Origin of the sequence: Planctomyces sp. SH-PL14 (genome assembly GCF_001610835.1) — a bacterium.
In the GTDB taxonomy this organism is placed as follows: domain Bacteria; phylum Planctomycetota; class Planctomycetia; order Planctomycetales; family Planctomycetaceae; genus Planctomyces_A.
Window position 1 is genome coordinate 5,065,691 of record NZ_CP011270.1, and the last position, 26,759, is coordinate 5,092,449.

Genomic DNA, 26,759 nt, shown 5'->3' on the forward strand with positions numbered 1-26,759 from the left:
AGGAGCCGGGGCTATGAGCACCAAAACGCAGGATTCGATCGAACGCCTGGAAGTCACCCTGAAGTGGACTCGCGACCGCCTTCGTTCCGACGCCGAGGGGATGGCAGAATCGGCGGCCGGCCTCACGAGCGAAGCGGGGACGGGCGATCTCTCCAACGCCCCGATGCATCTGGGGGACAAGGGGAGCGAAGAGTTCGAGCACGGAATGGATATGGTTCTTCTCGGCAACGAGGAGAACCTGCTGCAGGAGGTCGAAGCGGCCCTCGATCGGATCGAGGGAGGGACGTTCGGCACCTGCGAGGCGTGCGGCGAGGCGATCGCTCCGGAGCGTCTGGAGGCGATCCCCTACACGCGGTACTGCGTCGAGTGCTCGAAGACGGAATCCGAGATCCCGGTGCCGAACTTCAACGACGGCCGGCCCCGTTCGTTCGGCGACACGCTGGGGGGCGAAGGGATGGGAAGCAGCTCGCTCGACATGCCGGTGTCGGCCGACGACGAGAGCGAACCGATCCGCCGCCACGAGACCGATCTGGCGATCGGGACGCCTGGCGGAGGGACGCTGTCGGGAGGACTCGCCGGGAGCACCGAGGGGCACGGCGACCCGGATGAGGAGGAGCTGGAGGCCGAGATGGGAGCCGGCGACTTCGATCCCGACGACCGGGATGTCGATCCGGTTCACCGGGCGACCAGTGGTCCATCCGGCGGAGCGGTCGGCGGGAGCCCGGCCAACAAGCGGCGGCGGAACAAGGCCAAGTGACCTCGCTGGCCGATCGAGTCCGGTCAGCCGGTAACCCGGGGTCACGGCCCCGGAAAACTCTGGTTGACGGGAAACTTCGACTGGAAGGCTTCAGCGGTCGTTCGACACTCGGTGGATCTGATGAGGCGGACGGGGCGTGACTCCGTCCGCCTCCCTTTCTTTGACACTGTCCGTCCTCAGTAGCAGCAGACGGTGGAGTCGGAGTAGCCCGCGCTGGGAGCGGCGTACTCGACGGGCGCTACGGTCGTCCCTCCGACGATCGCCGGGTTGCAGGCATCGCTGTACCCGTAGCCGGAGTCCGCATAGCCGCTGCTCCAGCCGGGGGAGGACCAGCCGCTGGAGCCGTAGCCGTTGCCATAGGCGTACCCACCGCCGTTCCAGCCGGGGGAGGCGTTCCAGCCCACGCCCCATCCGCCCCCGCCGTACCATCCGCCGCCCCGTCGCCATCGGCGGGCTTCCGATGGCGATGCGAAGGCCAGGACCGTCACGGCGATCGTCAACGTCATCATCCAGAATCGCGCTTTCATCTTCCCTCTCCCCGGTTGAGCGGTTCGCGCCGTTGGCCGACAGGGCTCGGTCCGCGAACCGCCGGGCAATGGTTTCCGCGCGGCGCGGGCAGGAAACTGAACACGAGGGCAGCACTGCCGCCATGCGGGTGCGGAAGGGGAGAAGCCACAGCGGATCTGTTCGCGTGTTCCGGGTCTTCGTTGCTGGCGTGTCCGAAAACGCTTTGCCTGCAAAGGAAACCGGCCGGTCGGCTCGGTTCGGGGAATCGAATCTTGCTCAAGGGAGCGGAGTGGGCCGGTTTAGAATGGAGCGAGGTCCGGCATGTGCTGGGAGTTCGGGGGAGAGGTGCTCCGGTCCTGGTGTGGGCTGGGATCTTTTCGAAGGGGGAGTCTCCATGGTGATGGACAATCTGAGCGAGGTGATCCGGGAGCTGGCTTACTTCAAGTGGGAGGAGGCTGGCAGTCCGCCGGGTGATGGCAGGGAGTTCTGGCTGGAGGCGGAGCAGGAGGTGTTTGAGTCGCGGCTGGCGGATCGGGATGAGGACGTCGATGTGATTCAGGAGGCGTCGGAGGAGTCGTTTCCGGCGAGTGATCCGCCGGCGTGGACGGGTGCGATTTCGCATGCTCCGTTGCCGAATCGGATTGGGTCGGAGTCGAGGTCGCGGCGTGGTAAGTCAACGCGACAGGTCACAGCGACAAAGCGCGATTAAAGCCACGCCGAATCCGGGGTCCAGGGGGTCACCCCTGGTGGGGGATGCAAGGGGGCAACGCCCTCTTGCCCGCCGGAGGCCCTCTCGTCGAGAGATGTCTGAAGGAGCCCGTGTCCAAACGCGGACACCGTGTCGGATGCCCCCACATCAACCCGCGGGGATTGCAAGGCGAGCGGTGAGTCCTCAACGCCGGTCCCACAAAGGGGACGTCCGTTGTGTCCCACGGTTCCTCATGGAAGTGCCTCCGGCGGCAAGGGGGCGTGGCCCCCTTGACCCCAGGCTGCCGTAGCACGTTGGGTTTGAGCTATGGGAGTCGTGCCGGCGAGAGCGTCAGGCTCCAGGGCTGCGGGTCACGTAATCCATCAGTAGACCCACAATCAGAATCACCAGCCACAGGAACGAACCGGCGGCGACAATCCAGTTCAGCCGCGGGCTGTCCCGCAGATGCATGAAGTTCATCACGACCAGCCACGCCTTGATCGACGCGATCACGAGCGCCACCACAATGTTCAGCGGCCCCAGGTGGACATAAGCCGCCCCCACCGTGACCGCCAGCAGCACCAGCAGAGAGACATAAATCCGCAGGTACAGCCCGATCGGCGGATGCGCCGGATCATGCGGAACGGGAAGGTTGGTCGTGGCAGCGCTCATGATCGATCGATCAGGTAAAGCAGCGGGAACAGATAGATCCAGACCACGTCGACGAAGTGCCAGTACAGGCCCAGGACCTCGGTCCCCTGCCGTCGATGGCCGACGTCCACGGATCGCCACACCCGCACGGCGAAGATCCCCATCAGGGCGATGCCGATCACCATGTGCAGGGCATGCAGGCCGGTCATCCCCAGGTACAGGGAGAAGAACAGCTTCGCTCCCCCGGCCTGGGCGTGATCGTGCCACTCAAAGGGCAGGCCGAACGCGGGGAGCAGATGATGCTCGTACTTGTGGTGGTACTCCACTCCCTTGATCCCCAGGAACGCGGCCCCCAGGACCATCGTGGCCGCGAGCATCAGGACGGTCAGCCCCTTCTTCCTCGCCCCCGCCGCCGCGACCGCGAAGGCCATCGTGAGGCTGCTCGTGAGTAGGACGAGCGTATTGACTCCGCCGAGAACGAGGTCGAGCTCGCGGCTGGCGGCGTGGAAGGCGGCGGAGTGCTCGCGGCGGTAAACGGTGTAGGTGGCGAAGGCTCCGCCGAAGAACATGATCTCCGTCGCCAGGAAGACCCACATCCCCAGCGTCACCGCCTCCTGCTGCTGCTGGAGGGTGTCGAAATGATGGGCCACCGGCTCGTCGGACTCCGCCCCGTCAGTGGGCGTCGCCGACAAGGGCGCTGTCTTGGTAGGCATAGGCGTCTTCCGTCACGTGCGGAGTCACCGCAAAGTTGTGCGTCGTCGGGGGACTCGGGACCTGCCATTCGAGACCGGTCGCGTCCCACGGATTCGCGGGGGCCTTCGGTCCGAACTTGAGGGACCAGATCAGGTACGTGATGGGGAACAGGTACGCGACACCGAGGATCGAGGCCCCGGCGGAGGACATCACGTTCAGCGTCTGCCACTCCGGGGGATAGATGTGGTACCGCCGCGGCATCCCCAGGTAACCGAGAACGAACTGCGGGAAGAACGTCAGGTTGAAGCCGACGAACACGAGGATCGCCGACAGCCGGGCCCAGCCTTCGGGATACAGCCGGCCGGTCATCTTGGGCCACCAGTAGTGCAGCCCGCCGAGGTACCCCATCACCGCCCCGCCGACCATGATGTAGTGGAAGTGGGCCACGATGAAGTAGGTGTCGTGAACGTGGACGTCGATCGCCAGGAGGGCCAGGAACAGGCCGGTCAGGCCGCCGATCGTAAAGAGGCCGATGAACCCCAGGGCGTAGAGCAGCGGGGTGTCGAACCGCAGCCGGCCACGGTAGAGGGTGGCGGTCCAGTTGAAGACCTTGATCGCCGAGGGGACCGCGATGAGGAGGCTCAGGATCGAGAACACCATCCCCGCGTAGGCGGACTGGCCGCTGACGAACATGTGGTGCCCCCACACCAGAAAGCCCAGGACCGCGATTCCCAGGCTGGCGAAGGCGACGAAGCGGTAGCCGAAGACCCGGTTCCGCGAGAAGGCGGCGATGATCTCGCTGATGACCCCGAACGACGGCAGGATCATGATGTAGACCGCCGGGTGCGAGTAGAACCAGAACAGGTGCTGGAACAGGATCGGATCGCCGCCGAGCTTGGGGTCGAAGATCCCGATCCCCATCCCCCGCTCGATCGCCACGAGGAGGATCGTCACCGCCAGGACCGGCGTCCCGAGGATCATGATCAGGCTCGCGGCGTAGTGCGACCAGATGAAGAGCGGCATCCGGAACCAGTGCATCCCCGGCGCGCGGAGCTTGTGGACCGTGACGATGATGTTGAGCCCCGTCAGGATCGACGAGAAGCCGGTGATGAACACCGCCACGGCGGTCGCCATGACGTAGGTGTTGCTGTAGGTGCTGCTGTAGGGGGTGTAGAAGGTCCAGCCGGTGTCGACCCCGCCGATGAGCATTGTCCAGACGGCGGTCAGCCCGCCGATCATGAACAGGTACCAGCTGGCGAGGTTCAGTTTCGGGAACGCCATGTCCCGCGCCCCGACCATCAGCGGCACGAGGAAGTTGCCGAGGACCGCCGGGATCGAGGGGATGAGGAAGAAGAAGATCATCACCACGCCGTGCATGGTGAAGAGCTTGTTGTACGTCTCGGACTCGAAGAGGTCCGCCTTGGGGGTCATGAGCTCCAGGCGGAACGCGACCGCCGCCGCCCCGCCGATGACGAAGAAGAACGTGATCGACAGGAGATAGAGGATCCCGATCCGCTTGTGGTCGACGGTCAGGAGCCACGACTTCCAGCTGTAGTCGACGTTCAGGTAGTTGACCGGATCGCGGACCGCAGGCCGCGTGACCGTCACGACGCCGGGGGGCGACGATGGCTGCGGGGCGGGCGAAGGGCTCACGGTGGTGCCGTGCGGATCACTCATGGTTTCGCACCCTCCCCGGAACCTCCTTCGGTCGCACCGCCCGCTCCGCTGTCCGCCGCCCCGAGCGACTTGAGGTACGCCAGCAGGTCGCTCAGACCCTCTTCGCTGATCTGGCCTTCGAAGACGGGCATGATCGGCTGGAACCCCGCCACGACCTTCGCGGCCGGGCGGGTGATCGATTCGCGGAGGTAGCTGTCGTCCGCCGTCACGGTCGCACCGTTCGCCAGTTTCACCGAGCGGCCGTAGATCCCTTCGAGCGGCGGGGCGCGGAGCGGTGTTACGGTCGGAGCGTGGCAGCTTCCGCAGCGGAACTGCTCATACAGGGCCGCCCCGGCCACGACCGGCGACTGGTCCCGCCGTCCGCCGCCGAGCCACTCCTCGTACTCCGACGGCGTCTGGACCACGACGCGGCCTTTCATCCGGGAGTGGTTCGTCCCGCAGTATTCCGCGCAGAACAGGTGGTACGTCCCCGGCGTGTCGGCCTCGAACCAGGTCGTCGTGTACCGGCCCGGAAGGACGTCCTGTTTGATCCGGAAGGCCGGGACGTAGAAGCTGTGGATGACGTCCTCGCTGATCATCGTCATCCGGACCGCCCGCCCGGTCGGGACGTGCAGCTCGTCGATCTCCCGCCGGCCGCTCGGATGCTGGAGCTTCCACATCCACTGCTTGGCCACGACCCGGATCTCCATCGCGTCCTTCGGCGGCCGCTGCATCTCGAGGAAGAGCTGCGAGCTCCAGATGAAGACGAAGATCACGACCGGGACCGGCGTCAGGAGCCACGAGAGCTCCAGCCACAGCGGCGGCGAATATTGCGAGCGGTTCACGTTGGCCCCGCGGCGGTAGCGGATCCCGAGGTACAGGATCGCCCCGGCGATGGCGACGGTGAAGAAGACCGTCAGGGCGGTCATGAACAGGAACAGGGCGTCGACTCGCGAGGCGACGGTCGAGGCGGCGTCCGGAAAGAGCTGGAATTCGGCGTTATCCATGGACCGCCTCCTCCCGCTCCGGCTCCGCGGTCTCCTCCACGGCCTTCACCCTCAGCCGTTCCTGGCGGAGCATCGAGTAGATCCCGCTCCCCATCACTCCCAGGGTCAGCAGTCCAGCAAGTTGAAGCGTCCGCATGACCGTCAGGCTGTAGCGGCCGGTCGACGGGTCGTAGTGGAAGCAGAGGAGCAGGAGCTGGTCGACGACCGTCCCGATCCGCTCCTCGGCCGCTTCGACGAGCGCCAGCCGCACGTCGCGGGTCGGGAAGTCGATCCCGAAGAAGTATTTCGACAGTTTTCCATCGGGCGTCACGACGATCAGGCCGCTGGGGTGGGCGTACTGGCCGGTCTTGGGGTCGGGCTCGTAGCGGTATCCCGCCTCGTCGGCGATCGTTCGGATGCTGGCCTCGTCTCCGGTCAGAAAGTGCCAGCCGGCGGCGGTCTCGGGACGGCCGAACCGATTGAGGAGGCTCCGTTTCTTCCCGGCGGCGAGCGCGGGGGTCTCGGTCGGCGAGATGCTGATGACCACGACGTTGTACTCCCGTCCCGGCGTGAAGTCGATCGCCTTGAGGCACTGGACGAGCCCCTGGAGGACCTGCCCGCACAGCATCGGACACTCGTGGTAGACAAACGTCAAAACGACCGGCCGCGCGCCGAAGCAGTCCGCCAGCCGGATCTCCCGCCCCTGGTCGTCGCGGAATTTCTCGTCGAGCGAGAGCGTCCCGCCGAGCCGCTGTTCGAACCGGACCGATTTGAGAATCTCCCCCGAGCCGACCGCCATCGGTCGCGGCACCTGTGCGGCGGCGAGCGCCGGAGTCAGCAGCGCGATGACAAGGGCGAGGATGCGGGACAGGGAGGACATGCGGCTTCGGCTGGGGTTCGTTCTGTCGGGGACGTTGGTGGTTCGAGGCGGTCAGTCGCTCGGCGGAGGGGGCTTCTGGTCCGCGTCGGCTCCGGTCGCCGGTGGCTGGCCTTTCGCGTCGTCCTTCGCGGAGGGTCCGTCGGTCGCGACGGCGGGCCATCGCCGAATCCCTTTCTCGGCGACGATCGCCAGGGCCCGGTCGATCGGGATCCGGACGAGTTTTTCATTGCGGTTGACCCAGGCGATGCTCTGCAGGATCGCCTCCTGCTTCGCCCGGAGTGTTGCCATGTCGGCCACTTCGTCGACCTGGAGATGCGGTTCGGGCGGAGGACGGCGCTCGTCCGCCCGCGGGATCGGAGTTGGATCGTTGGCGCGGGCGATCCACTCGAACCGGCGGTACTGCCAGTAGACCAGGCCCCCCACGACGACGAGCCCCACCGCCATCGCGATCAGGAACTCGCCCAGCCCCGTAATGCTGACGTCGGACTCTTCGTGATCCGTCGCCTGCGGCGGAACCGGCTCCGCGGCTCCGGCGGGCGGGGGAATGATCTCTTCGGGAGTCGCGTCATGGTCCGCCATCTAGTGCGCCTCCCCGTGCAGAGGCCGCGCCGTAGCGGAACCGAGAGCCGTCGGCGTCGGGGTCCAGCGGTCGACAAGCGTTCCGTACCGCCAGAAGAACACCGCCAGCCAGGGGACGCCGAGGACGAGCGTCACGACGGCGAACATCAACAGATTCGCGGCGCTGGAGTCGGCGAACGCCGGCTCGACGCACCACACGAGATCGAACCACCGCAGGACGATCTGCCACACCGCGACGATCGAGACCATCCGGGCCAGCCGCTTCACGTCGCTGCTGAGGAGCGCGAAGAACGGCGCGGCGAAGTGGAACGCCAGCAGCACGATCCCCAGCCACAGCCAGCCCCGGTCGAGACGGGTGCGGTAGTAGATGACCTCTTCCGGGAGGTCCGCGTACCAGATGATGAGGAACTGCGAGAAGGCGACGTAGGTCCAGAGCATTGTGAACGCCAGCAGCATGTTGCCGAGGTCTTTCGACGGCGGCCGCGGCGTCGGGAGGTCGTTCATCCCGCGGGACATCGCCCGGACGGTCCCGAACGCGAGCCCCGCCAGCGCCTGCCCGATGAGGAAGATCACGCCGTAGATCCCCGAGAACCAGTGCGGCTCCAGCGACATCCCCCAGTCGATCGCGGCGAAAGTCATTGTCAGGCCGTAGAGCAGGATCCCGAGGGCGCTGCGGGCCCGGACGTCGCGCTCATTCTCGACCGTTGGGTCCGCGGTCGCCCGCCGCTCCAGCCGGCGGACCGACCACGCCATGAACAGCCACACGCCGAAGTAGATCGCCGCTCGAACGCAGAAGGCGGTCGGGTTGAGCCACAGATGCTTCTTCGCGATCAGAGCGTCGTGGGCCACGACTTCGGGGCGGGCCCAGAGGTAGAGGGCGGCGAGGTTCAGCGGGATGACGAGGAACCCGATCGCCACGAGCGGGAGCGTCTGACCCGCCGCTTCGCAGTCGCGGCGGATCGCCTTCCCCCACCCGCCGCCGGTCAGATTGTGGAGCCACACCAGCACCTGTCCGCCGAGGCTCAGCCCCAGCCAGAACAGCCAGCCGATCAGGTAACCCCGGAGCAGGACCGACGCGCCGACTGTCCCGCCGGAAGTGGCGTCACTGGCCGCGCCCAGAAGGCTCAGGGACTCAACGGTGAAGATCGCGTCACTCGCGAGGGGGAGCGGCATCGCCACCTCGCTGTTCGGTCGACAACCGGGACTGCTCCTCCGGCGTCAGGTCGCTGACCGAGGCGGCCTGACTGAGCTGGAGGGTCCGGACATAGGCGACGATCGCCCACCGGTCGCGGACGGAGATCCGCTCCCGCAGGCTCGGCATCGCGCCGAAGCCGTGGGTGATGACGTCGAAGACCTGGCCGTCGGGAACGCCCCGCAGCCGGTCGGTGTGGTAGGACGGGGGCCGGCGGAACCCCCGCTCGACCACGATCCCGTCGCCGCTGCCGGCAAGGCCGTGGCACGGCGTGCAGAAGATGTTGAACCTCTCGTGTCCGCGATCGAGCAGCTCCCGCGTCAGCTCGACCGGCAGTTCGGCAACGAAGGCGTCGCCCCGCTTGCCGGTCCCGACGGCGTCATCGGTCTCGATCGTTCCGCGAGCGACGACCCCCGGCTCCAGCGGGCGGGAGCTGCGGCCGTCGGAGAAGAACGTGCTCGGCTCGAGCGGCTCGTGCTTCACCTGGTTGTACATATCGTCGTGACAGCCGGCCGCGAGCAGCACGGCCCCGAGAACGATCGCGGTTCCCGTCCACTGGTGCAGAACATCGCCCGTCTCCCTGTGGCCGGGAGGCCGTTCGGACGGTCGGTGATGCGACAGGGGAAAACTCATCGGGGGACGATGCTGACCTGAAGCGGATGGAGGGTGAGCAGGAACGCCGAGACCGCCTCGACGTCGAACTTGGGATCGGTCGACTCGATGCAGAGGAAGAACCGGTCCCGGCTGGCGAGGCCGAACTCCGGGACGTTGAACAGCGGGTGGTAGGGCGTCGGCAGGCCGTTAAGGGCCAGCATTCCGAACACCGCCGCCAGGGCCGCGGCGAGGATCGTGGTCTCGAACGTCACCGGGATGAACGCCGGCCAGCTGTTGAGCGGCCGCCCGCCGACGTTCAGCGGATAGGCGATCACGGCGCAGTAATATTGCAGGCCGAAGCCCCCGAGCGCCCCGAGGACGCCGGCGGCGAAGACGATCCACGGCAGGCGGGTGTGGGTCATCCCCAGTTCGTGGTCGAGCTCCTCGACGGGGAACGGGGTGTAGGTGTCCATCGCGCGGTAGCCCGCCGCCCGCGCGGCCCGCGTGGCGGCGATCAGGTCGTGCGGTTCGGCGAACGAGGCCATGACGCCGTAGGGTGTTTCGACCACCGGTTCGAGCGGTTTAAGCATGCTGACCTCCGGTCTCTTCGGAGGTTTTCTCGACGAGCTCCCGCATCTCGAAGATCGAGATCACCGGCAGGATCCGGACGAACAGGAACAGGAGCGAAAAGAACAGCCCCAGCGTCCCGACGAACATCGCCCAGTCCCAGCGGGTCGGGACATAGATGTCCCAACTCGACGGGAGATAGTCCCGGTGCAGGCTGACGATCACGATCACGAACCGCTCCAGCCACATCCCGATGTTGATGATGATCGAGATGAGGAACAGGGCGACCGGGTTCGTGCGGATCTTCTTCGACCACAGGAACTGCGGCGTGACGACGTTGCACAGGATCAGGAGGACATAGGTGAACCCGTACGGCCCGGTGATCCGGTTCAGCATCGCGTACGACTCGAACTGGTTCCCGCTGTAATAGCCGATGAACAGCTCCATCATGTAGCCGTAGGCGACGATGAGGCCGGTCGCCAGGGCGATCTTCCCCATGTTGTCGAGGTGCCGGAGCGTGATGAAGTCTTCCAGGCCGTAGATCGCCCGCAGCGGGATGGCGAGCGTCAGGACCATCGCGAAGCCGGAGAAGACCGCCCCCGCGACGAAGTACGGCGGAAAAATCGTGTTGTGCCACCCCGGCAGGAGCGACGTCGCGAAGTCGAAGCTGACGACCGTGTGGACCGAGACGACGAGCGGCGTCGCGATCCCGGCCAGGAGCTTGTAAGCGACGTGGTAGCGGTGCCAGTGCCGGGCCGATCCCCGCCAGCCCATCGCAAGGACCCCGAAGAAGACCCGCGCAAAACGGTTTTTGGCCCGGTCCCGCAGCGTCGCCAGGTCGGGAATCAGGCCGACGTACCAGAACAGGAGCGAGACGGTGGCATAGGTCGAGACGGCGAAGACGTCCCAGATCAGGGCGCTGCGGAACTGTGGCCAGATCCCCATCGTGTTGGGGTAGGGGAACATCCAGTAGAAGAGCCAGACCCGCCCCATGTGGAACAGGGGATAAAGTCCCGCGCACGCCACGGCGAAGAGCGTCATCGCCTCGGCGAAGCGGTTGATCGACGTCCGCCAGTCCTGATGGAGCAGGAGCAGGACGGCTGAGATCAGGGTCCCGGCGTGGCCGATCCCGACCCACCACACGAAGTTGACGATCGCCAGTCCCCATCCGACCGGGATGTTGATCCCCCAGATCCCGGTCCCGACCGCCACGAGGTAGGTGATCGAGACCAGCAGGAGCATCGTCAGGAAGAATGCGATCGAAAACCCGACGATCCACCCCCGCGGCAGTCCGCGGCGGAGGACAAGGGCGCTGATGTGATCGGTGACGCTCGCGTAGGAGTGGCCGGGCTCCAGGACCGGCAGGCTCCGGACCGTCGTCGGATCGACCTCTTCGGAGGGCGGGGGCGGCGGGAGCGTGGCGGTCGCCGCGTCGGGACTCGCGGTCAGGCCGGCTTCCGGGCTCTCCGGATCGCGGGGGTCAGTGCTCATGAGGCTGACCTCCTTCCGAGTGCCCGGCTGCGGCCAGGAGCGGCGAGGGGTTCGTGACCCGCGGGAGGTAGGTCGTCCGGGGCCGCGTTCCAAGCTCTTCGAGGACGCCGTACTTCTGCGGGATCTCCCGCCACTTGGAAACCGCGCTTCCCTTGTCGTTGATATCGCCGAAGACGATGGCCCGGGCGGGGCAGGCGGCCTGGCAGGCGGTCACGATCGCGCCGTCGGCGATCTGGAGCGGCTCGCCCGTATGGGCCGATTCGATCGAGGCTTCGATCCGGGCCGCGTTGATCCGCTGGACGCAGTAGGTGCACTTCTCCATGACGCCGCGGGAGCGGACCGTCACGTCGGGATTGGCGCGGAGCATCGCCAGCGGGTCGCCGTCTTCGGAGTACCGCAGGAAGTTGAACCGCCGGACCTTGTAGGGGCAATTGTTCGAGCAGTACCGCGTCCCGACGCAGCGGTTGTAGGTCATCTCGTTGAGGCCCTCGCTGCTGTGGGTCGTGGCCGCGACGGGGCAGACCGACTCGCAGGGGGCGTGCTCGCAGTGCTGGCACATCATCGGCTGCTGGAGGACCTGGGGGTTCTCCGGATCGCCGGCGAAGTATTCGTCGATCCGCAGCCAGTGCATCTCGCGGCCCATCAGGACGCCGGGCTTCCCGACGACCGGGATGTTGTTCTCGACCTGACAGGCGAGGACGCAGGCGCTGCAGCCCGAGCACCGCGTCAGATCGATCGACATCCCCCAGGCCCGGTCCGGGTAGTTCCAGTCCGGGAGGAGCGTCGGCAGATGGGCTGCGTCATGGCCGGCTCCGTGACCGCTGACCACGGGCAGCCCGTTGGCGAGGACGTCGAGGGTCAACGTCCGGAAGATCGCTTCGTCGCGGCCTTCGAGGCTGGTCGTCTTCTGCGTGCAAGCGAACTTGTGCCGGCCTCCCGCCGCCGTCGCTTTCGGGGAGAGGGCGATGGATGGCTCGTTCGACGTCCGGAGCGAGAACGCGTCAAAGCCGTGGGCCGTCGCGATCCGGCCACCCACTTTGCGGCCGTAACCGAAGTGGAGCGTCACGACTTCGGCCGGCTGGCCGGGGACGATCCAGACCGGGACCGAGAGACTCCGCTCGCCGACCTGCAGCTCGACGAAGTTCCCCTTCGTAACTCCCAGCCGCTCGGCGGTCGCGGCCGACATGAGGGCCGCGTTGTCCCAGGTGAGCCGGGTCCAGGGCTTCGGGAGTTCCTGCAGCCAGCCGTTGTTTGCGAAGCGGCCGTCGAGGATCGTCGGGTCGGGAGCAAAGACGACCGCCAGCGGGGGCGGGCTCGCGATCGCTCCCGTACCGAACCGGCCGAGTTCTTCGATGACCTCCGCCGCGGGGCTGGCGGTGGTCGAGACCGGCTTCGTCTCCGTCCCGGCGATCAGGCCGTCGTGGACCGACTTCTTCCAGACCGCTTCGAAGTCGTCGCTCCGCTGCTCCTTCCACGTCGCCCGGACGGCCTCGTAGGCCGGGACGGTCTCCGTTCCCGCGACGGCGGAGAGAAACTCGTGCGGCGACCGGCCGGCAAACAGCGGGGCGATGAGCGGCTGCTGGATCGTCACCGTGTGGTCGTAGGCCCGGACGTCGCTCCACGACTCCAGGAAGTGCGTCTGCGGAATGTGCCAGTGGCACTGCAGACTCGTCTCGTCCTCGTAGGGGCCGAGATGGACCGCCAGCCGTTCAATCGCCCGGATGTGTTTGGCGAACTCCAGGTCCGCGGGGGCGGTGTAGGCCGGATTTCCGCCGGCGATGAGCAGGACGTCCACCTCGCCCGCCGCCATCGAGCGGGTCAGCTCGCGGATCGACTCGATGTGATGGACCGGGGCCAGCGCGACCGGCTCGATGAGGTCGAGCGTCTGGCCGACGTTTTCCAGCTTGGCGTTGATGAGGTGCACGAGCGCGTGGACCGGCCACGGCTGGGCGGGGCCCACGACGACGAGCGATTTGCCAGCGGCCCCTTTCAGGTCCGCAATGACCGCCGCGAGCCACTTTGCCGCCCCTTCCGGCAGCGCCGCGATCCGGCTCTCCGCCGGCAGCGATTCGACGCCGATCTCCTGGGCGAGCTTTCGAACCAGCGCCGCCATGACCGCCGGATGAACCGGCAGCCGATGGTCCGCCGCGGCCCCGGTGTTCGAGACGCCGCACTCGGCGACGTACAGGCGGTTCATCGCCTTGCCGCCGCCCGTCAGGTCGCGGCGGGACATGAAGTCCCGCGTGTACCGCGGACTGCCGTCGAGCGTGGCGAGGAAGTCGCAGTCGAGCGAGACCACGACATCCGCCTTCTCGAAACGGTAGACCGCATCGAGCGGACGCCCGAAAAGCTTTTCGCTCGCCCGGAGCGATGTGTCGGGATGTCCCGCCTCGTACTGGTGCCAGCGGGCTTTCGGGAACCGTTCCAGGATCTGCCGGAGCTGGCGGTGGAGCGTCGGCGAGACGACCGTTTCGGTCAGGATCCGCAGTCCGGCCCCCTGCTGTCCCTCCTGCTGCTGCAGGGCGTCCCGCAGGTCGGTGAGGTACGCCTCCCAGGTGCTGATCTCGCCGAGCCGCCGGACCGCCTGCGAGCGGTCGGGGTCGTAGAGCGAGAGGGGGGCAGCCTGGGCGATGGCGTCCGTCGCCCCGAGCGAGGCGGGGTGGTCCGGGTTCCCTTCGACCTTCGTCGGGCGGCCCATGTGGCTTTCGACGAGGATCCCTGTCGTCCGTCCCCCTTCGTGGATTGCCGTGGCGAAGAACTGCGGGCGGCCGGGGACGAGGGATTCCGGCTGGTGGGCGTAGGGGGCGATCGTCTCCCGCGGCTGTGAGAAGTCGCATCCCGAGAGGCCGCCGACCACAGCCGCCGCTCCCATCATCTCAAGGAACTCGCGGCGGCCGAAGACGGTCGGGTCCTCGGGGATGTCGAGCCGCGCGTCAGACGAGCGATGGGGAACGGTTTCGAAGTGTCCGGCGTGTTCGTCGAGGTCCCGCCAGAGGCGGAGGGAGGAAAGCGGGTAGTGCGTGACTGGCGGTGGCGAGGCCGACGAGAGCGGCAGATGTTTCGACTCCATATCCACCCTCGTCATCGCTCACTGGTGCCAAGCTCGTCCGTCCTACCCACGCCCCACCATCAACGCCCCGCATCTCCCCTCAGTAATGACACGCCGAGCAGTCGGTCGGATGCCGTAGCCGGTAGCGGCTGGCGAGCTCTTTCTTTTCCGTGAGCGATCCGGCGAACGCTTTCATCGAGAACACCTCACTCCGCGGCCGGACGTGCTCTTCCGTGGTCCGGTGGCAATCGAGACACCACTTCATCTGCATGCTCTTTTCGCGCCACATGAGCGGCATCTCGTCGACTTGTCCGTGGCATTCCGTGCAGGCGATCCCCTTGTGGATGTGGATGTCGTGCTTGAAGTGGACGTAGTCGGGCAGGTCGGTGACGCGGGTCCACTGCAGCGGCTGGCCGGTCTTGAGGCTGTCGCGGACGAGCGCCAGCTTGGGGCTGTCGGACCAGATCTGGGAGTGGCAGTTCATGCAGACCTCCGTGGCGGGGACGCCGGCGGAGGAGCTGTTTTCCACGGAGGTGTGGCAGAAGCGGCAGTCGAGTCCGAGGCCCGCGACGTGGTGGCGGTGGCTGAAGTCGACCGGCTGCGGGCGGACGATGTGGGCCTGGGTGTAGTAGTCCGACGTCGCCACGGCGTAGGCGGCCGCGAGGCCGGCCACGACGAAGAAGAGGGCGCCGAAGATCGTGACCTTGGCGAGAGAGTTCGTCAGCGGATGGAAGATCTGGGTCATTTCGGCGCGGCACTCTCCTTTGGGGGATCGTCGCGGAGGGTTCCGCGTGGGCCATCGCAAATTGCCAACCAGTTCAACGCTGAAAGACGCTCCCACCTCCGGTGGACGGGCACGGTTTGAATATCGCGAGTGGAGTTTACCACTCCGCGGTGGAATGCAATCTCTTTTTCCGGGCGTGGTCCTGCTTGCGCAGGAACCATGCTGACACACCAACAGTCACGGGACCGCGGGGCAGAGCTCGCCTCCAGGAGTTCCCCTCGTAAGGGAGCAGGGGGACGGTGTTGTTCTCTGGGCCCCCTTGTCCGCGGAATGCCCGTCTTTGTCCGGAGCCGAGGTTCGAGCCTCCGCGCCCGCCGGGCGAAGAGGATTCCTCACAAATCGACTCGATCTGTCCCGCATTTCGAGACCGCGAAGCGTACTCCTCCCGGTGACAGACCGGAGGGGCTCATGTTCGACATCGATCGGGCGACTGTCATGAATCTGGTGGTGATCGCAATCGTTCTCCTGATTCCCTGCTTCTGGAAGACCGGAGCGCGATGTTCGGCCGGGGTGGCGGCCATCGCGGGGATCTGGCTTCTCATCCAGCCCGCGGGGCGCGGGCCGCTGGCTTTCCTGCTCCTGGCGTTTGCGACCATGGTCGGGCTGGGGCTGCGGTCCGAACTGGCGGCGTCGCGCCGGGTTCTCGCGGGGGCGGTGGCCGCCTTCCTTGTCATCGGGCTGACGGCGTTCTCCCGGCATCCTGCACCGCGAACTCCCATGGCCGACAGGTTTCCGCTGCTCTCACTGGCCCCGCGGCTGGAGTACGAGGCGCGGGCTCAGGTTGCGGAACCCAAAGAGCCCTTCACCGCGGACGTTACGGCGGCGATGACGGAACAGGATCAGCGGATGGCCCCCTGGAACGAGCGGGTCGCGATCCTGCGGCTGTTTCACGCAGGCGTTCATCGCCGGTTCGACGAGACGGAGGGGTTCGGCGTGAGCCGCATGGGTGAGCTCACGCCCGACAAGCTGGTGCTTCCTGCGGAACCCGATCCGCTCCCTACGGAGCCGCCCGACACCCTGAGGTACGAGCCGCTGGCCGGACCTTCCGATGTGCCGGATGTGAAGCGGCTGCAGGGGGCGCACGTGGAGGCCCGGGACAGTTTCCTGTGGCCGACGGCGTTCGGGTACGTCAGGGACCGCGAGCATGTGGCCGGGTTTGCCTCGCATGCCTTCCGCCGGCCATTGGAGCCGCGGGTGGAGTCACCGCGGGGGGCTGTGGCGTGGAATCTCACGCGGCTGCAGCTGGTGAGCCTCCTCAAGCATGAGACTCCGCGGGTTTATGAATCCGGGGAGCTGCCGAACATGGAGAGGCTGGCGGCGGTTCCGACGCGGGCCCTGACGGACTTCGAGCAGGCCGCGCTGTTGCAGCTCGTCACGGAGCGGGATGTGGTCACTGAAGACGGGCCCCATCGGATCCAGATGCTGGGGTCGCTTCGTGCGTCGAAGGCGTGTCAGCAGTGTCACGAGGTACCGATGGGGACGCTGCTGGGGGCATTCAGCTATGTGTTCTCGCGCGTGCCTGACGAGCGTGATGTGGCCGTTCCGTGACGTGCCTGAACATCCGGGTCCAGGGGGACCCTGGTGGGGAGTGCAGAGGGGCCTGTGTTGTTTTCTTGGCCCTTTGCCCGCCCGAGGCCGTCTCGTCGGAAACCATCGGAAGGATTGCGTGTCCAAGCGCGGACGACGTATCGGATGCCCCCTCACCAATCCGCCGGGATTCCAGAGCGAACGGCGAGGTCTTAACGCCGGTTCCACAAAGCGGACGTCCGTTGCTTACAACGGGTCCTCATGGAAGTGCCTCCGGCGGCAAGGGGGCGTGGCCCCCTTGACCCCAACCTGCCGTGGCACATTGGGTTTGAGCAAAGACGCTGTGCCGGCAAGGACGGTGTTCAACCTTACGGCTTGGTGATCGTCAGACTGTCAAACTGCAACTGCAGATTGCCGCCGTTGCCCGTCAGGATGTCGATGTTGTCGCCGAAGAGCGTGCTGACCGTGCTCGCAATGCCCGTAGTCCCCAGGCTCACCGTCAGCGGAGCCGGCGTGTTCTGAATCTGGATCGACGGCGGGCTCGCTCCATTGATCGTCGTCGTACCGCTGTCGATGCTCCCCGAAACCGCGTTCAGGAAGATCCCCCGCGTCGGACTGTTGACCGACCGGATCGAATCGAACGCCAGATCGACACTCACAGTGTTGAGCTGCATCGCCGCTCCGGCCGTCGTGCTGATCGTGCTCGTCGACTGCGACGAGATGCTGAACGTTGTCCCGAGACCCGTCGTGTCGACCAGCAGCCCTGTCCCCGTCGAGTTGAAAATGTCGAGCGTCGAGAACTGCAGGGCCCCGGTCGTGTTCAGCAGCCGCACACCGTCCCCGACGACGTTCGTGAGGGTCGTCGAACTGCCGACCGTCAGGCTGCCGGCCACCGCATCGATGGCGGCGGTCGTCGGATCGGCATCGAACGTGACCACGTTCGCCAGGAAGCCGCCGGCAACCGCCCGGCCGACCGTGTTGCCGTTGAACGAGGTGACATAGAGCGTTCCCGCACCCGCCGAGCCGTCCAGGATGATCCCCGAGCCGGTCGTGGAGGCGACGGTCGTGTCGTTCAGCGAAACGATGGCGTTGCCCGCTCCGCTCTTCACGATGTCGATCGCGTTGCCGGAGGAGGAGATCGTGTTGCCCCCTCCCGTTGTGCCGGAGCTCTGGAGCGTCAGGGTCAGGTCGCCGGCCCCGGTCACGTTGACGTCCAGCCCCTGCGTTCCCGCGGACTGCACGTTCAGGTCGGTGAAGGTGATCGTCCGGTCGTTGGCTCCGTTGTTGATGACGACGCCGTTGGCGGATCCGGTCGCGACCTTGAAGTTCGTAAAGTCCGCGTCGCTGTCCGTGATCGTGGCTCCGTTGCCGCCGCCTCCCGCCGTCACGGTGATGTTCGAGATCGTGGCTCCGTTCACGCCATTGAGGGTGATCGCATCGCCGACGGAGCTGAACGTCGCGTTGTCGACCTCGATGTTCGAGACGCCGTTGGCCAGCAGTTGCCCCGTGACGTTGAAGCCCGAGAACCGCGAGTTGTTGGCCATCGTGACGTTGCCCGTGAGCGATGGCGGCGGCGTCCCCGGCGAGAACGGGAGCTGCTCCGCTCCGTACTGCGTCGGGAGGAACTGGGCGGTGATTCCGTTCCCCAGGACCGTCGCCCCCGGCACGAGGACGATGTTCTCGTTGAAGGTTCCCCCCTGCGGCGTGTAGATGATGCTCGTGCCGGCGTTGCCGTCGGCCAGGGCGGCGGTGAGCGTGCCGTAGGGGTTCTCGAACGTTCCGGTCCCCACACCGCCGTTCACGACGTGCAGGAAGTTGTAGGCGAGGCCGGTCGTCGGATCGCGGGCGATGTCGGAGATGCGGTTGAGGACGACGTTCGTCTGGCGGGCGACCGGCTCGCTGAGCCGCGACGAGATCGTTCCGGCCTCGGCATCGCCGTAGCGGCGGAAGAACTTGTGGTCCATCGGGACCGGAGTCTGCTTCGCCGGCGGGAGGAAGCGGTGGAGGAAGCGGATCGTGACCCCCACGCTGGCCGTCATGCCGAAGACGTCATCATCCTGGATGCGGAAGTCGACGTTGTACTGCTGGTCGAGGTCCGCCTCGGCCCGGACCCGCCAGCCGGAGGCGTCGGGGGCTCCCTTGTGTCCGGCGAAGAAGTAACCGCCGCCGAAGACCTTGAGCTGGAGGCGGTCCTCGTTGATGACGCTCAGACCCGCTTCGGCGTCGAAGCCGGTCATGGCGACTTCGCGGTTGATGAGCAGGCTGTTGCCGACGAAGAAGCCCGGCAGGACGCCGACGGTCTGGTCGAGATCGGGGATGTAGGCGTTGGCCCGGAAGTCCATCAGCGGGCCGAGGGACTCGACCCCCGCGCCGAGCTGGTTGAAGCCGTTGTGTCCGGAGTCGCGGTAGTCCCAGAAGCCGTTGACGCCCCAGATGCGGTTCCGGGGGAGGTCGTACCAGCGATAGGCGATGCCGAGGTTCGACGAGACCGTAGCGTCATTGAGGAGGTTGACGTGGGCTTCGCCGAAGAGGATGTCGAATTCGTTGTCGCCGTGGATGGGGGTCATCCACTCGAACGTCCCGTAGCCGCCGTTGTAGCCGACGCCGTCGCCGCCCGTGTAACCGAGGCCGAAGCGCTGGACGTAGGGGTTGAACTGGTCGAACGACCAAGCCGCGGGGGCGTTGGGATCGGGGGCTGGTGCGGTGTCGGCCGGAGGATTGGTGAGGGCGGCGTCGAAGCTGGGGGTGGCGAGGAACGGCGAGGGGTCGACGACCTGGGTGGTCGGGCCTTCTTTGGGTTGTTCGCCGGGGGCGAGGCCGCTGACGTCCGGTGCGACGTTGTCCGGGTTCTGGGCGACGCGTTTGGGTGGAGCGGCGGAAACTGCCGGTCCGGTGATGACCGCAGCGAGGGCCGCGAGTGTGGCGGCGAACCGAGCTGTCCGTTGCCGGGCCATCAAATGGTGACCTTCCGTCCCTGAACGTCCGGGGTGCGTGGTGGCGCAGTCCCGTCGGCTTCGTTGCCGTATTCGGGTTATCGACCTTGCGGGTTAGGCAGGCCAAGTTGACTTTGCCGATTCAGTAGATCTTGAGGCGAAAGTGGGAGGAAAGCGGCAAAAGTGAGCAGGTCGGGTGGGGGTCAAGGGGGCCACGCCCCCTTGCCGCCGGAGGCACTTCCATGAGGAACCTCGGTAAGCAACGGACGTCCGCTTTGTGGTGCCGGCGTCGAGGACTCACCGTTCGCCTTGGCGTCCCCGTGTGTTGACGTGAGGGCATCCGACGCCGTGTCCGCGCTTGGACGCGTGCTCCTTCAGATATCTCTCGACGGCCAGGCCTCCGGCGGGCATGTGGGCTTCGCCCCCCTGCACCCCCCACCAGGGGTGGCCCCCTGGACCCCGGTTGGACTGGCTCGAAGTTGGTGTTCTGCCAACGAAAACGCCCTCGTCGAATCGCTTCGACAAGGGCGCGATCTCAAATCAGCAGACCACCCGACACCAATCAGGCGTCCAGGTAACCCTTCCCCTTCAGGAAGGCGATCACATCGTCCGCCAGCTGATCAATGTTCTTGTTGTCCGAATCCAGCACCAGCTCCGGCTTCAGCGGCTCTTCATAAGGATCGCTGATCCCCGTGAAGTTCTTGATCTCGCCAGCACGGGCCTTCTTATACAGACCCTTCGGATCGCGCTTCTCACACGTCTCGACCGAAGCCTTGACCAGGACTTCGATGAACTCGCCGTCCTTGAACAGCGCCCGCACGTTGTCCCGGTCGATCCGGTACGGCGAGATGAAGGCGGTCAGGGTGATGATCCCGGCGTCTGCGAACAGCTTCGCCACTTCGCCGATCCGGCGGATGTTCTCAGCCCGGTCCGTCGCGCCGAAGCCGAGGCCGAACCGCGTCGCGAACTCGTCGCCGTAACGCTCCTTCAGCATCGGACCACCGGCGTTCAGACCCATCCGGATGTTGTCCCCATCCAGGATGTAAGTCCGCTTGCCGAGGGCAAACAGCTTGTGGTCGACCGTGTTGGCGATCGTGCTCTTGCCCGAAGCGCTCAACCCCGTGAACCAGATCACGCAGGACTTCTGTCCGTTGAGCTTCTTCCGGTCCGCGCTGGCGACCTTGTGCTCATGCCACGTCACGTTCATCGATTGACCAGCCGACATCTCTCTCGTTCTCCTGACTGCCGGGACGCCTTGGCCCGGAACTGGACGCCTCCCGCGAACAAAGGACTGGCGTTCAAAACAATTCACATCCGTTCGCAACGGTTGAAATGCTAGAGAAGTCCTGGGCGAGGGGGAAGACCGCGCGGCGTCCGCCCACCAAACCGGGTGCGTTCGCTGGATAGCGGTTTGGTAGTGGGGCGGTTTGATCCATTGCGCAAGTGAACCGGGGTCCAGGGGCTCGCCCCTGGTGGGGGATGCAAGGGGGCAACGCCCCTTTGCCCGCCGGAGGCCTGGCCGTCGCGAGATGTCTGAAGGAGTCTGTGTCCAATCGCGGACATCATGCCGTATGCCCCCTCACCAACCAGCCGCGTCTTCAGGACGAGTAGTGAGTCCTCGACGCCGGCACCACAAAGCGGACGTCCGTTGCTTGCCACGGTTCCTCATGGAAGTGCCTCCGGCGGCAAGGGGTTGCCCCCTTGACCCCGGCTGCCGTGGCACGATGGGTTTGAGGTAACAGAGCCGCGCCGGCAAGGACGTGGTTCAAAACACCGGGATCTGCCCGCCGCAAAAACGAAAACGCCCTGCCCGGATCAGTCGTCCCGGGCAGGGCGCGGTGTTCAATCAACGAGACCCGATCTTACAGGTCGTCGAGGTTCGGAGCCCCGTCGTCGCGGATGTCCGGAGCGTCGTCCGAAGCGATCACGACGTTGTTCGAGTTGTCCAGGAAGATCTTGTCTTCGAGGATCTCACGGATGACGGTGTGCATCCCCGGCTTCGTCATCTCTTCGACGAGCGGCGGAGCCCCCCGGTTGAGCTGCACGAGGCGCTTCTGGATAAGAGTCGAGAGCTTGAAGCGGCCCCCGACCTTGTTGACGATGCTCTCTTCTTTCAGTTCGTCCAGCATTCGCGTGTTTCTCCCGCCGCGGCCCGCTCTCCGGGCGATTGCAGCGTCGTCAACGTGATCCCGGGCTTCGCTGCCACGGTCCCCAATCTCAGTCGTCTGCGCTCGCCCGTCGCCGAGGGAGATCACCGGGCCGCACAGGCACCCAGCAGGTCGCAGATCTCACGCACCGCGCGATCCAGATCGTCATTGACGACACGGTGGCGGTACGAATCCGCCAGTTTAAGTTCTTCTGCCGCCGTCTGCAACCGACGCTGGATGACCCCCTCCGTCTCCGTCCCCCGCGACCGCAGCCGGCTCTCGAACTCCGCCATCGACGACGCCGTCAGGAAAATGCTGACCGCCTCAGGGTATTCCCGCATGATGCTCCGGGCCCCCTCGACGTCCACCTCCACCAGAGCCCACTTGCCATCCGTCCAGATCCGGGTCAGCTCGGACTTGAGCGTCCCGTAGAGGTATCCGCTCTTGTGGACCTCCGCCCACTCCAGGAACTCCCGGTTGGCGAGCCGCTTGTCAAACTGCTCGCGGGTCAGGAAGTGGTAGTGAATCCCATCGATTTCCTGGGGCCGGGGCGGCCGGGTCGTGGCCGAGACCGACATCCGCAGCGGAACCGGGGCCTCCTTGAGCAGCCGCTGAATGATCGTGGACTTTCCGCTACCGCTGGGGCCGGACAGAACGACAAGGCGGCAGGAAGTTTCCACGGGGGAGAGCAGCGTGCGGCGATGGAGAGAGAAACACCGTAACGGCTGGAGTGTAATCCGAGGCGTACCGACCGGCGAGAGACGGGGCGGAGTGAAACACGAAGACACGAAGTTCACCAGGAGCGAAGGGAGGCGGACGACCGGAGACCGCGGTGCCAATGACAGGCAAACCCCTTCGTGCCCTTGGTGCCTCCTTTGTGTCTTGGTGTTTCACCTCCCCAAGCCGGTCCACTGTCTCAAAGCGGACTTGGCCAGAAGCCGCAGGGCCATCCCTTTCGTCACCTTGGGCCGCGTCTCCCAGACCCGGTAGTCGATCCGCTCGATCTCCCGCAGGATCTGGAGTCCCCCCTGGATGAAGAGGTCGATGTCGATCTTCAGCCGGCCCGGCATCCGGTCGACGAGCGGGAGCCCCTCGGTCAGGAAACCCTGGGCCCGGTCGACTTCGAACCGCATCAGTTCCAGGAACGCGGGGGTCGTCCGGCGCTGCCGCAGGTCTTCGTCGGGGTAGCCGAAGCGGAGGCGGTCTTCGCGCGGCAGATAGATCCGCGGGATGTCGAGGTCGCGGGCGACGTCCTGCCAGAAGTTCGCCAGTTGCAGCCCGGTGCAGACGGAGTCCGACCAGCGGACGTTCTCGTCCGTCACGCGCTCGCACAGATGGAGGACGATCCGGCCCACCGGATCGGCGCTGCGGCGGCAGTAGTCCTGGAGTTGGGGGAACGTCTCGTAGTCCGTGACGAGCTGGTCCTGCTGGAAGGCGGAGATGAGGTCCGCGAACGGCGTCATCGGGATGTCGAAGCGGCGGATCGTCGGGAGGAGGGCGATGAAGACCCAGTGCCGTGGCTCGCCTGCGTAGCAGGCTTCGAGTTCCTGTTGCCACCAGCCGAGGAGTTCGCGGGCCCGTTCGGGGGTGCCGGCGTCGTCTCCGAGGTCGTCCGCCCAGCGGCAGAAGGCGTAGACGTTGTAGAACGGTTGTCGAAGGTCGCGCGGGAGGGCCCAGGAGACCACCGGGAAGTTCTCGTAGTGTCCCAGCGCCAATTGTCGCGCGGCGGCTTCGGCCTCGGCGTGGGTCAGGGGAGCGATGGCACCGCGTCGCCAGGCATCGGCTTGATCGGCGAGCGACACGGGGGACAAGTTCCGGGCGGAGCGAGGGGATGGGGACCGGCGGCCGGGCCACCGATCGAGGCGAGCGGCATGCTATCGAGATTCGCGAGTCGCCGCCGCATCAAACGCGTCCTTGCCGGCACGACTCCGATAGCTCAAACCCAACGTGCGACGGCAGCCGGGGTCAAGGGGGTCTCACCCCCTTGCCGCCGGAGGCACTTCCATGAGGAACCGTGGTAAGCAACGGACGTCCCCTTTGTGGGACCCGCGTTGAGGACTCCACACTCGCGTTGCACTCCCCGCGGGTCGGTGAGGGGGCATACGACGCGATGTCCGCGCTTGGACACTCACTCTTTCAGACATCTCTCGACGGCCAGGCCTCCGGCGGGCAAAGGGGCGTTGCCCCTCTGCACTCCCCACCAGGGTGCCCCTGGACCCGGTCGATGAGCAGCGATTGCTCGTTCCATCGAAAGCTCGAACACCGCCCCCGCCCGAACGGACTCCGCCACCTCAATCCCAGCGTGCGACGGCCACCCGGTCCAGCGGGACCCTGGCTAAAAATCGACCTGGCAACGCATCGCAAAGAGATCCGTCCCCGTCTTCCCGAAAAACGCCGGATTGTTCGGCGCATTCGCAATCGTGTACGTGTTCGGCGTCGTGTTCGCCACCGAATGAACATAGTTGAACACGATCTTCGTATACGGGTTCCAGAACCAGTTGATCCCCGCCGTGAAGTCCGTCACCTCGCCACCGCGGTAAGCGGGAAGCAGATCGTTGTTCAGATTGAGGTACGAGACCCGCGCCGCAAGCTCCCACGCCCCGATCCCCGGGTTGCCGCAGGTGTCGCAGAACGCCAGGTTCGTCTTCGGAATCACCCGGTCGATCGCCCCCGCCTTGCGGTCGTACGGCCGATGCTCACCCGTCAGGAAGTAACCCGCCTGCACATACCCGCCCGGCAGAACCGCCGTCGGTCCCCCCGCCTGATCGACGAAGTTCAACATCCCTTCCGACTGCAGCGAGAACGGCCCTTCCACCCACAGCAGCTCGGACCCCAGGACGTTGTAGCAGCTCGCAATGATCGTCGCGGTCTGAGCAAAGAAAGGGGTCCCGTTGATCGGTCCCGTCGGCACCGGCGCTCCGCTGGTCCCGCCGGCGGCGGTCGTGGCGTTCTGGCCGATGAACAGCTCGGGGATTGTCCGGAAGGCGATGCGGCTGTCGTTGGGAGCGCTGAAGTAGTGCCCCACCCCCAGGTGCAGATACTCCTTCCCCTCGCACTCCCAGTGCGGGAGAAACGTGACGCGTTCGGCGGTTCCGATTCCCCCTCCGGTCGCGATCGACCCGCCGAGCTGGTCCTGGCCGGCGGCGAACACCGAGGCCGCCCAGGTCATGCTCAGGTCTTCCGAGTGGTCGTAGAACCCGACCCCCAGGTGGCGGAACGGCGTAAAGGGGACGAAGAGGAGCGAACGCTCCATGAAGGTCGTGTACCGGTAGCTGCTGACCACTTCGAGACTGAACGGCTGCTTCCACTGCCCGATGCGGACGTTGCCGAAAAGAGGGACATCCGTCTGCTCGACCCACATGTCGGTGATCGTCGGACGGCCGAAGGCCCCGAAGTCCACCTGCATGAGGTAGTTCGTGTGCTCAGTGACCGACCCCTTGGCAGAGAGACGGGCCCGGCGGATGTCGGCCCCGTTCTTGATCCGCCCGAACTCCTCCAGGCTCGCGGCATCCTGGTGGAAGAACCCGGTGTCGGCCTGGAGAGCCCCGTTGACGACGACGTTGGGATAGGTCTTCTTGCTGCCCTTGTCGGTCAGCGCTTTGATCGCCTTCTCGAGGGTCGAGAGCTGCTGCTGCTGGGCGGCGTTGGTCGCGTCGAGGAACGACCCTTCGACGGGCGGCTCCACCGCGAAGGTCTCCATGGACCCCTGATCTTCCACCGCTTCGATCGCCTGCAGCCGCTGGGTCGCTTCGTTCCGGATCGAGCTGCGGAGCTCCTGGTTGTCCGCTTCAAGCTGCTCGATTCGCCGGCGGAGGTCGTCGATCGGATCGACCTCCTGCGTGATCTCCGGGGCCGGCTCCTGAGCCAGCACCGATCCGCCGCAGCAGGCGGCGAGCAACAGGCCGATTCGGCCCCATCGGGCGCAACTCGAGAGTCGGGCCCAGGTCGAAAACGGCGAGACTCCTGCCATGCTGCCTGCTCCGTCGGCGGTTCCTGTGAGCCATCCTGTCTCACGCCAGCAAAAGAACTATCGTCGCACGGGGCCGAGGGATTGCGTGCCAGTTACCGCGTTGTAATCTGCAAGTTCGGACTCAGCGGCATAACCGGCGCATCTTGCCAGCCTTGCCAGGCAGGACCCCCGCGACATGGATTTCCCGCAAGGGGCGGATTCCGGCTGGAGAGGTTGCAGTCCTGGGACAGCCGCGACGTCGCCGTCCAGCTTTCGGGCGATCATCCGACCCCAGACGCGCGTTCAGGCCAAGGCCAAAACAGATCAGGCCAGTGCGGAAATCATGATCGCCGCCGCCGCGGAGACGTTGAGCGATGTGACCCCGCCCGGCGTGCCGCGAGGGGTCAGCCGGCACATCTCGTCGCAATGCTCCGCGACGAGCCGCCGCAGGCCGCTCTCTTCATTGCCGACGACCATCAGCCACTTGCGGTCGCGGTCGACCTGGGTGATATCCCGCTCGGTGTGCTCGGACGTCCCCAGAACCCACAACCCCTTCTCCTTGGCCACCTCGATGGCTCGGACCATGTTCGGCAGGACGACGAAGGGGACGAACTCCAGCCCCCCGGATGCGACGTCGTAGACGGTCGCGGTGAGCGGAACCGACTGGTCCTTGGTGAGGATGATCCCCTTTACGCCAAAGAACGCGGCGGTGCGGAAAATCGCACCGGCGTTGTGCGGATCCTGGATGTGGTCCAGGGCGATCCACAGGCCGCGCGTCGCGTCGGTGGCAAACAGCTCCGGCAGCCCGGCTCCCTGTCGCTCGCGGACGACCGCTTCGCTGCCGCCGATCCGGCCCGCCTCCTTGGAGCGGGCGTCGCGGGCGGGAGCCAGCGGCGCCCGGACCGGGATGCGGTGGGCGTACGCGGTATCGACGACCGTCTTCCAGGCGTCGTTGGCGGTCTTTGTGTTCGTTCGGACTTCCAGCACGTCGGCCGGGCGCGTCTGCAGGATCGCTAGGACGCTGTGCGGATTCTTGAGGGTCAGAGACATGCGGCGAGTGTATCGCGCGCGAGCCCGTTCGCCAGATTGGAGCGATCCGCTTTCAGCCGTCAGCCAGAGGAGAAGACGC

At 66.2% G+C, this 26,759-nt stretch carries 23 protein-coding genes; 3 read left to right on the top strand and 20 right to left on the bottom strand.

The genetic code is table 11. From position 1 onward, the window contains the following. Positions 1 to 13 precede the first annotated feature (13 nt). Positions 14 to 757, top strand: a complete 744-nt coding sequence (locus VT03_RS19330; RefSeq protein ID WP_075094503.1) for a TraR/DksA family transcriptional regulator — start codon at positions 14 to 16, stop codon at positions 755 to 757. Positions 758 to 933: 176 nt separating this feature from the next. Here the strand turns inward: VT03_RS19330 and VT03_RS33655 are convergent, their stop codons facing one another. After that, positions 934 to 1,284, bottom strand: coding sequence for a hypothetical protein (locus VT03_RS33655; RefSeq protein WP_075094504.1), 351 nt, complete (start codon positions 1,282 to 1,284; stop codon positions 934 to 936). Positions 1,285 to 1,658: 374 nt separating this feature from the next. On the opposite strand from VT03_RS33655, the gene VT03_RS33660 reads away from it, so the two are divergent. Then, on the top strand, positions 1,659 to 1,973 hold the full coding sequence (locus VT03_RS33660; protein WP_075094505.1) for a DUF2934 domain-containing protein: 315 nt from the start codon (positions 1,659 to 1,661) through the stop codon (positions 1,971 to 1,973). A 330-nt stretch (positions 1,974 to 2,303) separates the two neighbouring features. Here VT03_RS33660 and VT03_RS19345 read toward each other — a convergent pair whose 3' ends face one another. The 12 genes from VT03_RS19345 to VT03_RS19400 form a co-directional block, all read right to left on the bottom strand. After that, positions 2,304 to 2,624, bottom strand: coding sequence for a cytochrome C oxidase subunit IV family protein (locus VT03_RS19345; protein WP_075094506.1), 321 nt, complete (start codon positions 2,622 to 2,624; stop codon positions 2,304 to 2,306). Further along, complete coding sequence (locus VT03_RS19350; RefSeq protein WP_197489006.1) at positions 2,621 to 3,295, bottom strand: cytochrome c oxidase subunit 3; 675 nt, start codon at positions 3,293 to 3,295, stop codon at positions 2,621 to 2,623. The genes VT03_RS19345 and VT03_RS19350 overlap by 4 nt, the downstream gene beginning before the upstream one ends. Then, positions 3,276 to 4,973, bottom strand: coding sequence for a cytochrome c oxidase subunit I (gene ctaD, locus VT03_RS19355; protein ID WP_082846353.1), 1,698 nt, complete (start codon positions 4,971 to 4,973; stop codon positions 3,276 to 3,278). Before ctaD ends, VT03_RS19350 begins: the two co-directional genes overlap by 20 nt. Beyond that, positions 4,970 to 5,959 carry a cytochrome c oxidase subunit II gene (coxB, locus tag VT03_RS19360; RefSeq protein ID WP_075094508.1) on the bottom strand — a complete coding sequence of 330 codons (990 nt, stop codon included), beginning with the start codon at positions 5,957 to 5,959 and terminating at the stop codon, positions 4,970 to 4,972. Before coxB ends, ctaD begins: the two co-directional genes overlap by 4 nt. Beyond that, the gene (locus VT03_RS19365; RefSeq protein ID WP_075094509.1) at positions 5,952 to 6,818 is read right to left on the bottom strand and encodes an SCO family protein; all 867 of its coding nucleotides are present in this window, start codon (positions 6,816 to 6,818) and stop codon (positions 5,952 to 5,954) included. Before VT03_RS19365 ends, coxB begins: the two co-directional genes overlap by 8 nt. Positions 6,819 to 6,869: 51 nt before the next feature. After that, a complete protein-coding gene (locus tag VT03_RS19370) occupies positions 6,870 to 7,397 on the bottom strand; it encodes a hypothetical protein (protein ID WP_075094510.1) in 528 nt (175 codons plus the stop codon). Beyond that, positions 7,398 to 8,570, bottom strand: coding sequence for a hypothetical protein (locus VT03_RS19375; protein ID WP_075094511.1), 1,173 nt, complete (start codon positions 8,568 to 8,570; stop codon positions 7,398 to 7,400). Further along, complete coding sequence (locus VT03_RS19380) at positions 8,548 to 9,222, bottom strand: c-type cytochrome (protein ID WP_082846354.1); 675 nt, start codon at positions 9,220 to 9,222, stop codon at positions 8,548 to 8,550. Before VT03_RS19380 ends, VT03_RS19375 begins: the two co-directional genes overlap by 23 nt. Then, complete coding sequence (locus tag VT03_RS19385) at positions 9,219 to 9,773, bottom strand: DUF3341 domain-containing protein (protein ID WP_075094512.1); 555 nt, start codon at positions 9,771 to 9,773, stop codon at positions 9,219 to 9,221. Before VT03_RS19385 ends, VT03_RS19380 begins: the two co-directional genes overlap by 4 nt. Then, positions 9,766 to 11,241 carry an NrfD/PsrC family molybdoenzyme membrane anchor subunit gene (nrfD, locus tag VT03_RS19390; protein ID WP_082846355.1) on the bottom strand — a complete coding sequence of 492 codons (1,476 nt, stop codon included), beginning with the start codon at positions 11,239 to 11,241 and terminating at the stop codon, positions 9,766 to 9,768. Before nrfD ends, VT03_RS19385 begins: the two co-directional genes overlap by 8 nt. Next, on the bottom strand, positions 11,231 to 14,311 hold the full coding sequence (locus VT03_RS19395) for a 4Fe-4S dicluster domain-containing protein (protein WP_075094513.1): 3,081 nt from the start codon (positions 14,309 to 14,311) through the stop codon (positions 11,231 to 11,233). The genes nrfD and VT03_RS19395 overlap by 11 nt, the downstream gene beginning before the upstream one ends. 79 nt (positions 14,312 to 14,390) lie before the next feature. Next, a complete protein-coding gene (locus VT03_RS19400) occupies positions 14,391 to 15,035 on the bottom strand; it encodes a cytochrome c3 family protein (protein ID WP_075094514.1) in 645 nt (214 codons plus the stop codon). A gap of 447 nt (positions 15,036 to 15,482) precedes the next feature. Between VT03_RS19400 and VT03_RS19405 the strand changes: the two genes are divergently transcribed. Continuing rightward, positions 15,483 to 16,622 (top strand): hypothetical protein, encoded by a 1,140-nt coding sequence (locus VT03_RS19405; RefSeq protein ID WP_075094515.1) that lies wholly within the window; start codon positions 15,483 to 15,485, stop codon positions 16,620 to 16,622. Between the two features lie 347 nt (positions 16,623 to 16,969). Here the strand turns inward: VT03_RS19405 and VT03_RS19410 are convergent, their stop codons facing one another. From VT03_RS19410 to VT03_RS19440, 7 genes are all read right to left on the bottom strand, one after another. Next, a complete protein-coding gene (locus tag VT03_RS19410) occupies positions 16,970 to 19,555 on the bottom strand; it encodes an inverse autotransporter beta domain-containing protein (RefSeq protein ID WP_075094516.1) in 2,586 nt (861 codons plus the stop codon). A 541-nt stretch (positions 19,556 to 20,096) separates the two neighbouring features. Next, complete coding sequence (cysC, locus tag VT03_RS19415; RefSeq protein WP_075094517.1) at positions 20,097 to 20,759, bottom strand: adenylyl-sulfate kinase; 663 nt, start codon at positions 20,757 to 20,759, stop codon at positions 20,097 to 20,099. Positions 20,760 to 21,396: 637 nt separating this feature from the next. Beyond that, positions 21,397 to 21,663 (bottom strand): DNA-directed RNA polymerase subunit omega, encoded by a 267-nt coding sequence (locus VT03_RS19420; protein WP_075094518.1) that lies wholly within the window; start codon positions 21,661 to 21,663, stop codon positions 21,397 to 21,399. A 122-nt stretch (positions 21,664 to 21,785) separates the two neighbouring features. Further along, positions 21,786 to 22,361, bottom strand: coding sequence for a guanylate kinase (gene gmk, locus VT03_RS19425; protein ID WP_156514621.1), 576 nt, complete (start codon positions 22,359 to 22,361; stop codon positions 21,786 to 21,788). 210 nt (positions 22,362 to 22,571) lie between these two features. Then, entirely contained in the window at positions 22,572 to 23,483 is a 912-nt protein-coding gene (gene hpnC, locus VT03_RS19430; RefSeq protein ID WP_075094519.1) for a squalene synthase HpnC, read from the bottom strand. 533 nt (positions 23,484 to 24,016) lie between these two features. After that, complete coding sequence (locus VT03_RS19435) at positions 24,017 to 25,651, bottom strand: OprO/OprP family phosphate-selective porin (protein WP_082846356.1); 1,635 nt, start codon at positions 25,649 to 25,651, stop codon at positions 24,017 to 24,019. 303 nt (positions 25,652 to 25,954) lie between these two features. Further along, positions 25,955 to 26,680: a TrmH family RNA methyltransferase gene (locus VT03_RS19440; RefSeq protein WP_075094521.1), complete on the bottom strand. Its 726-nt coding sequence runs from the start codon at positions 26,678 to 26,680 to the stop codon at positions 25,955 to 25,957. Between the last annotated feature and the right edge of the window lie 79 nt (positions 26,681 to 26,759).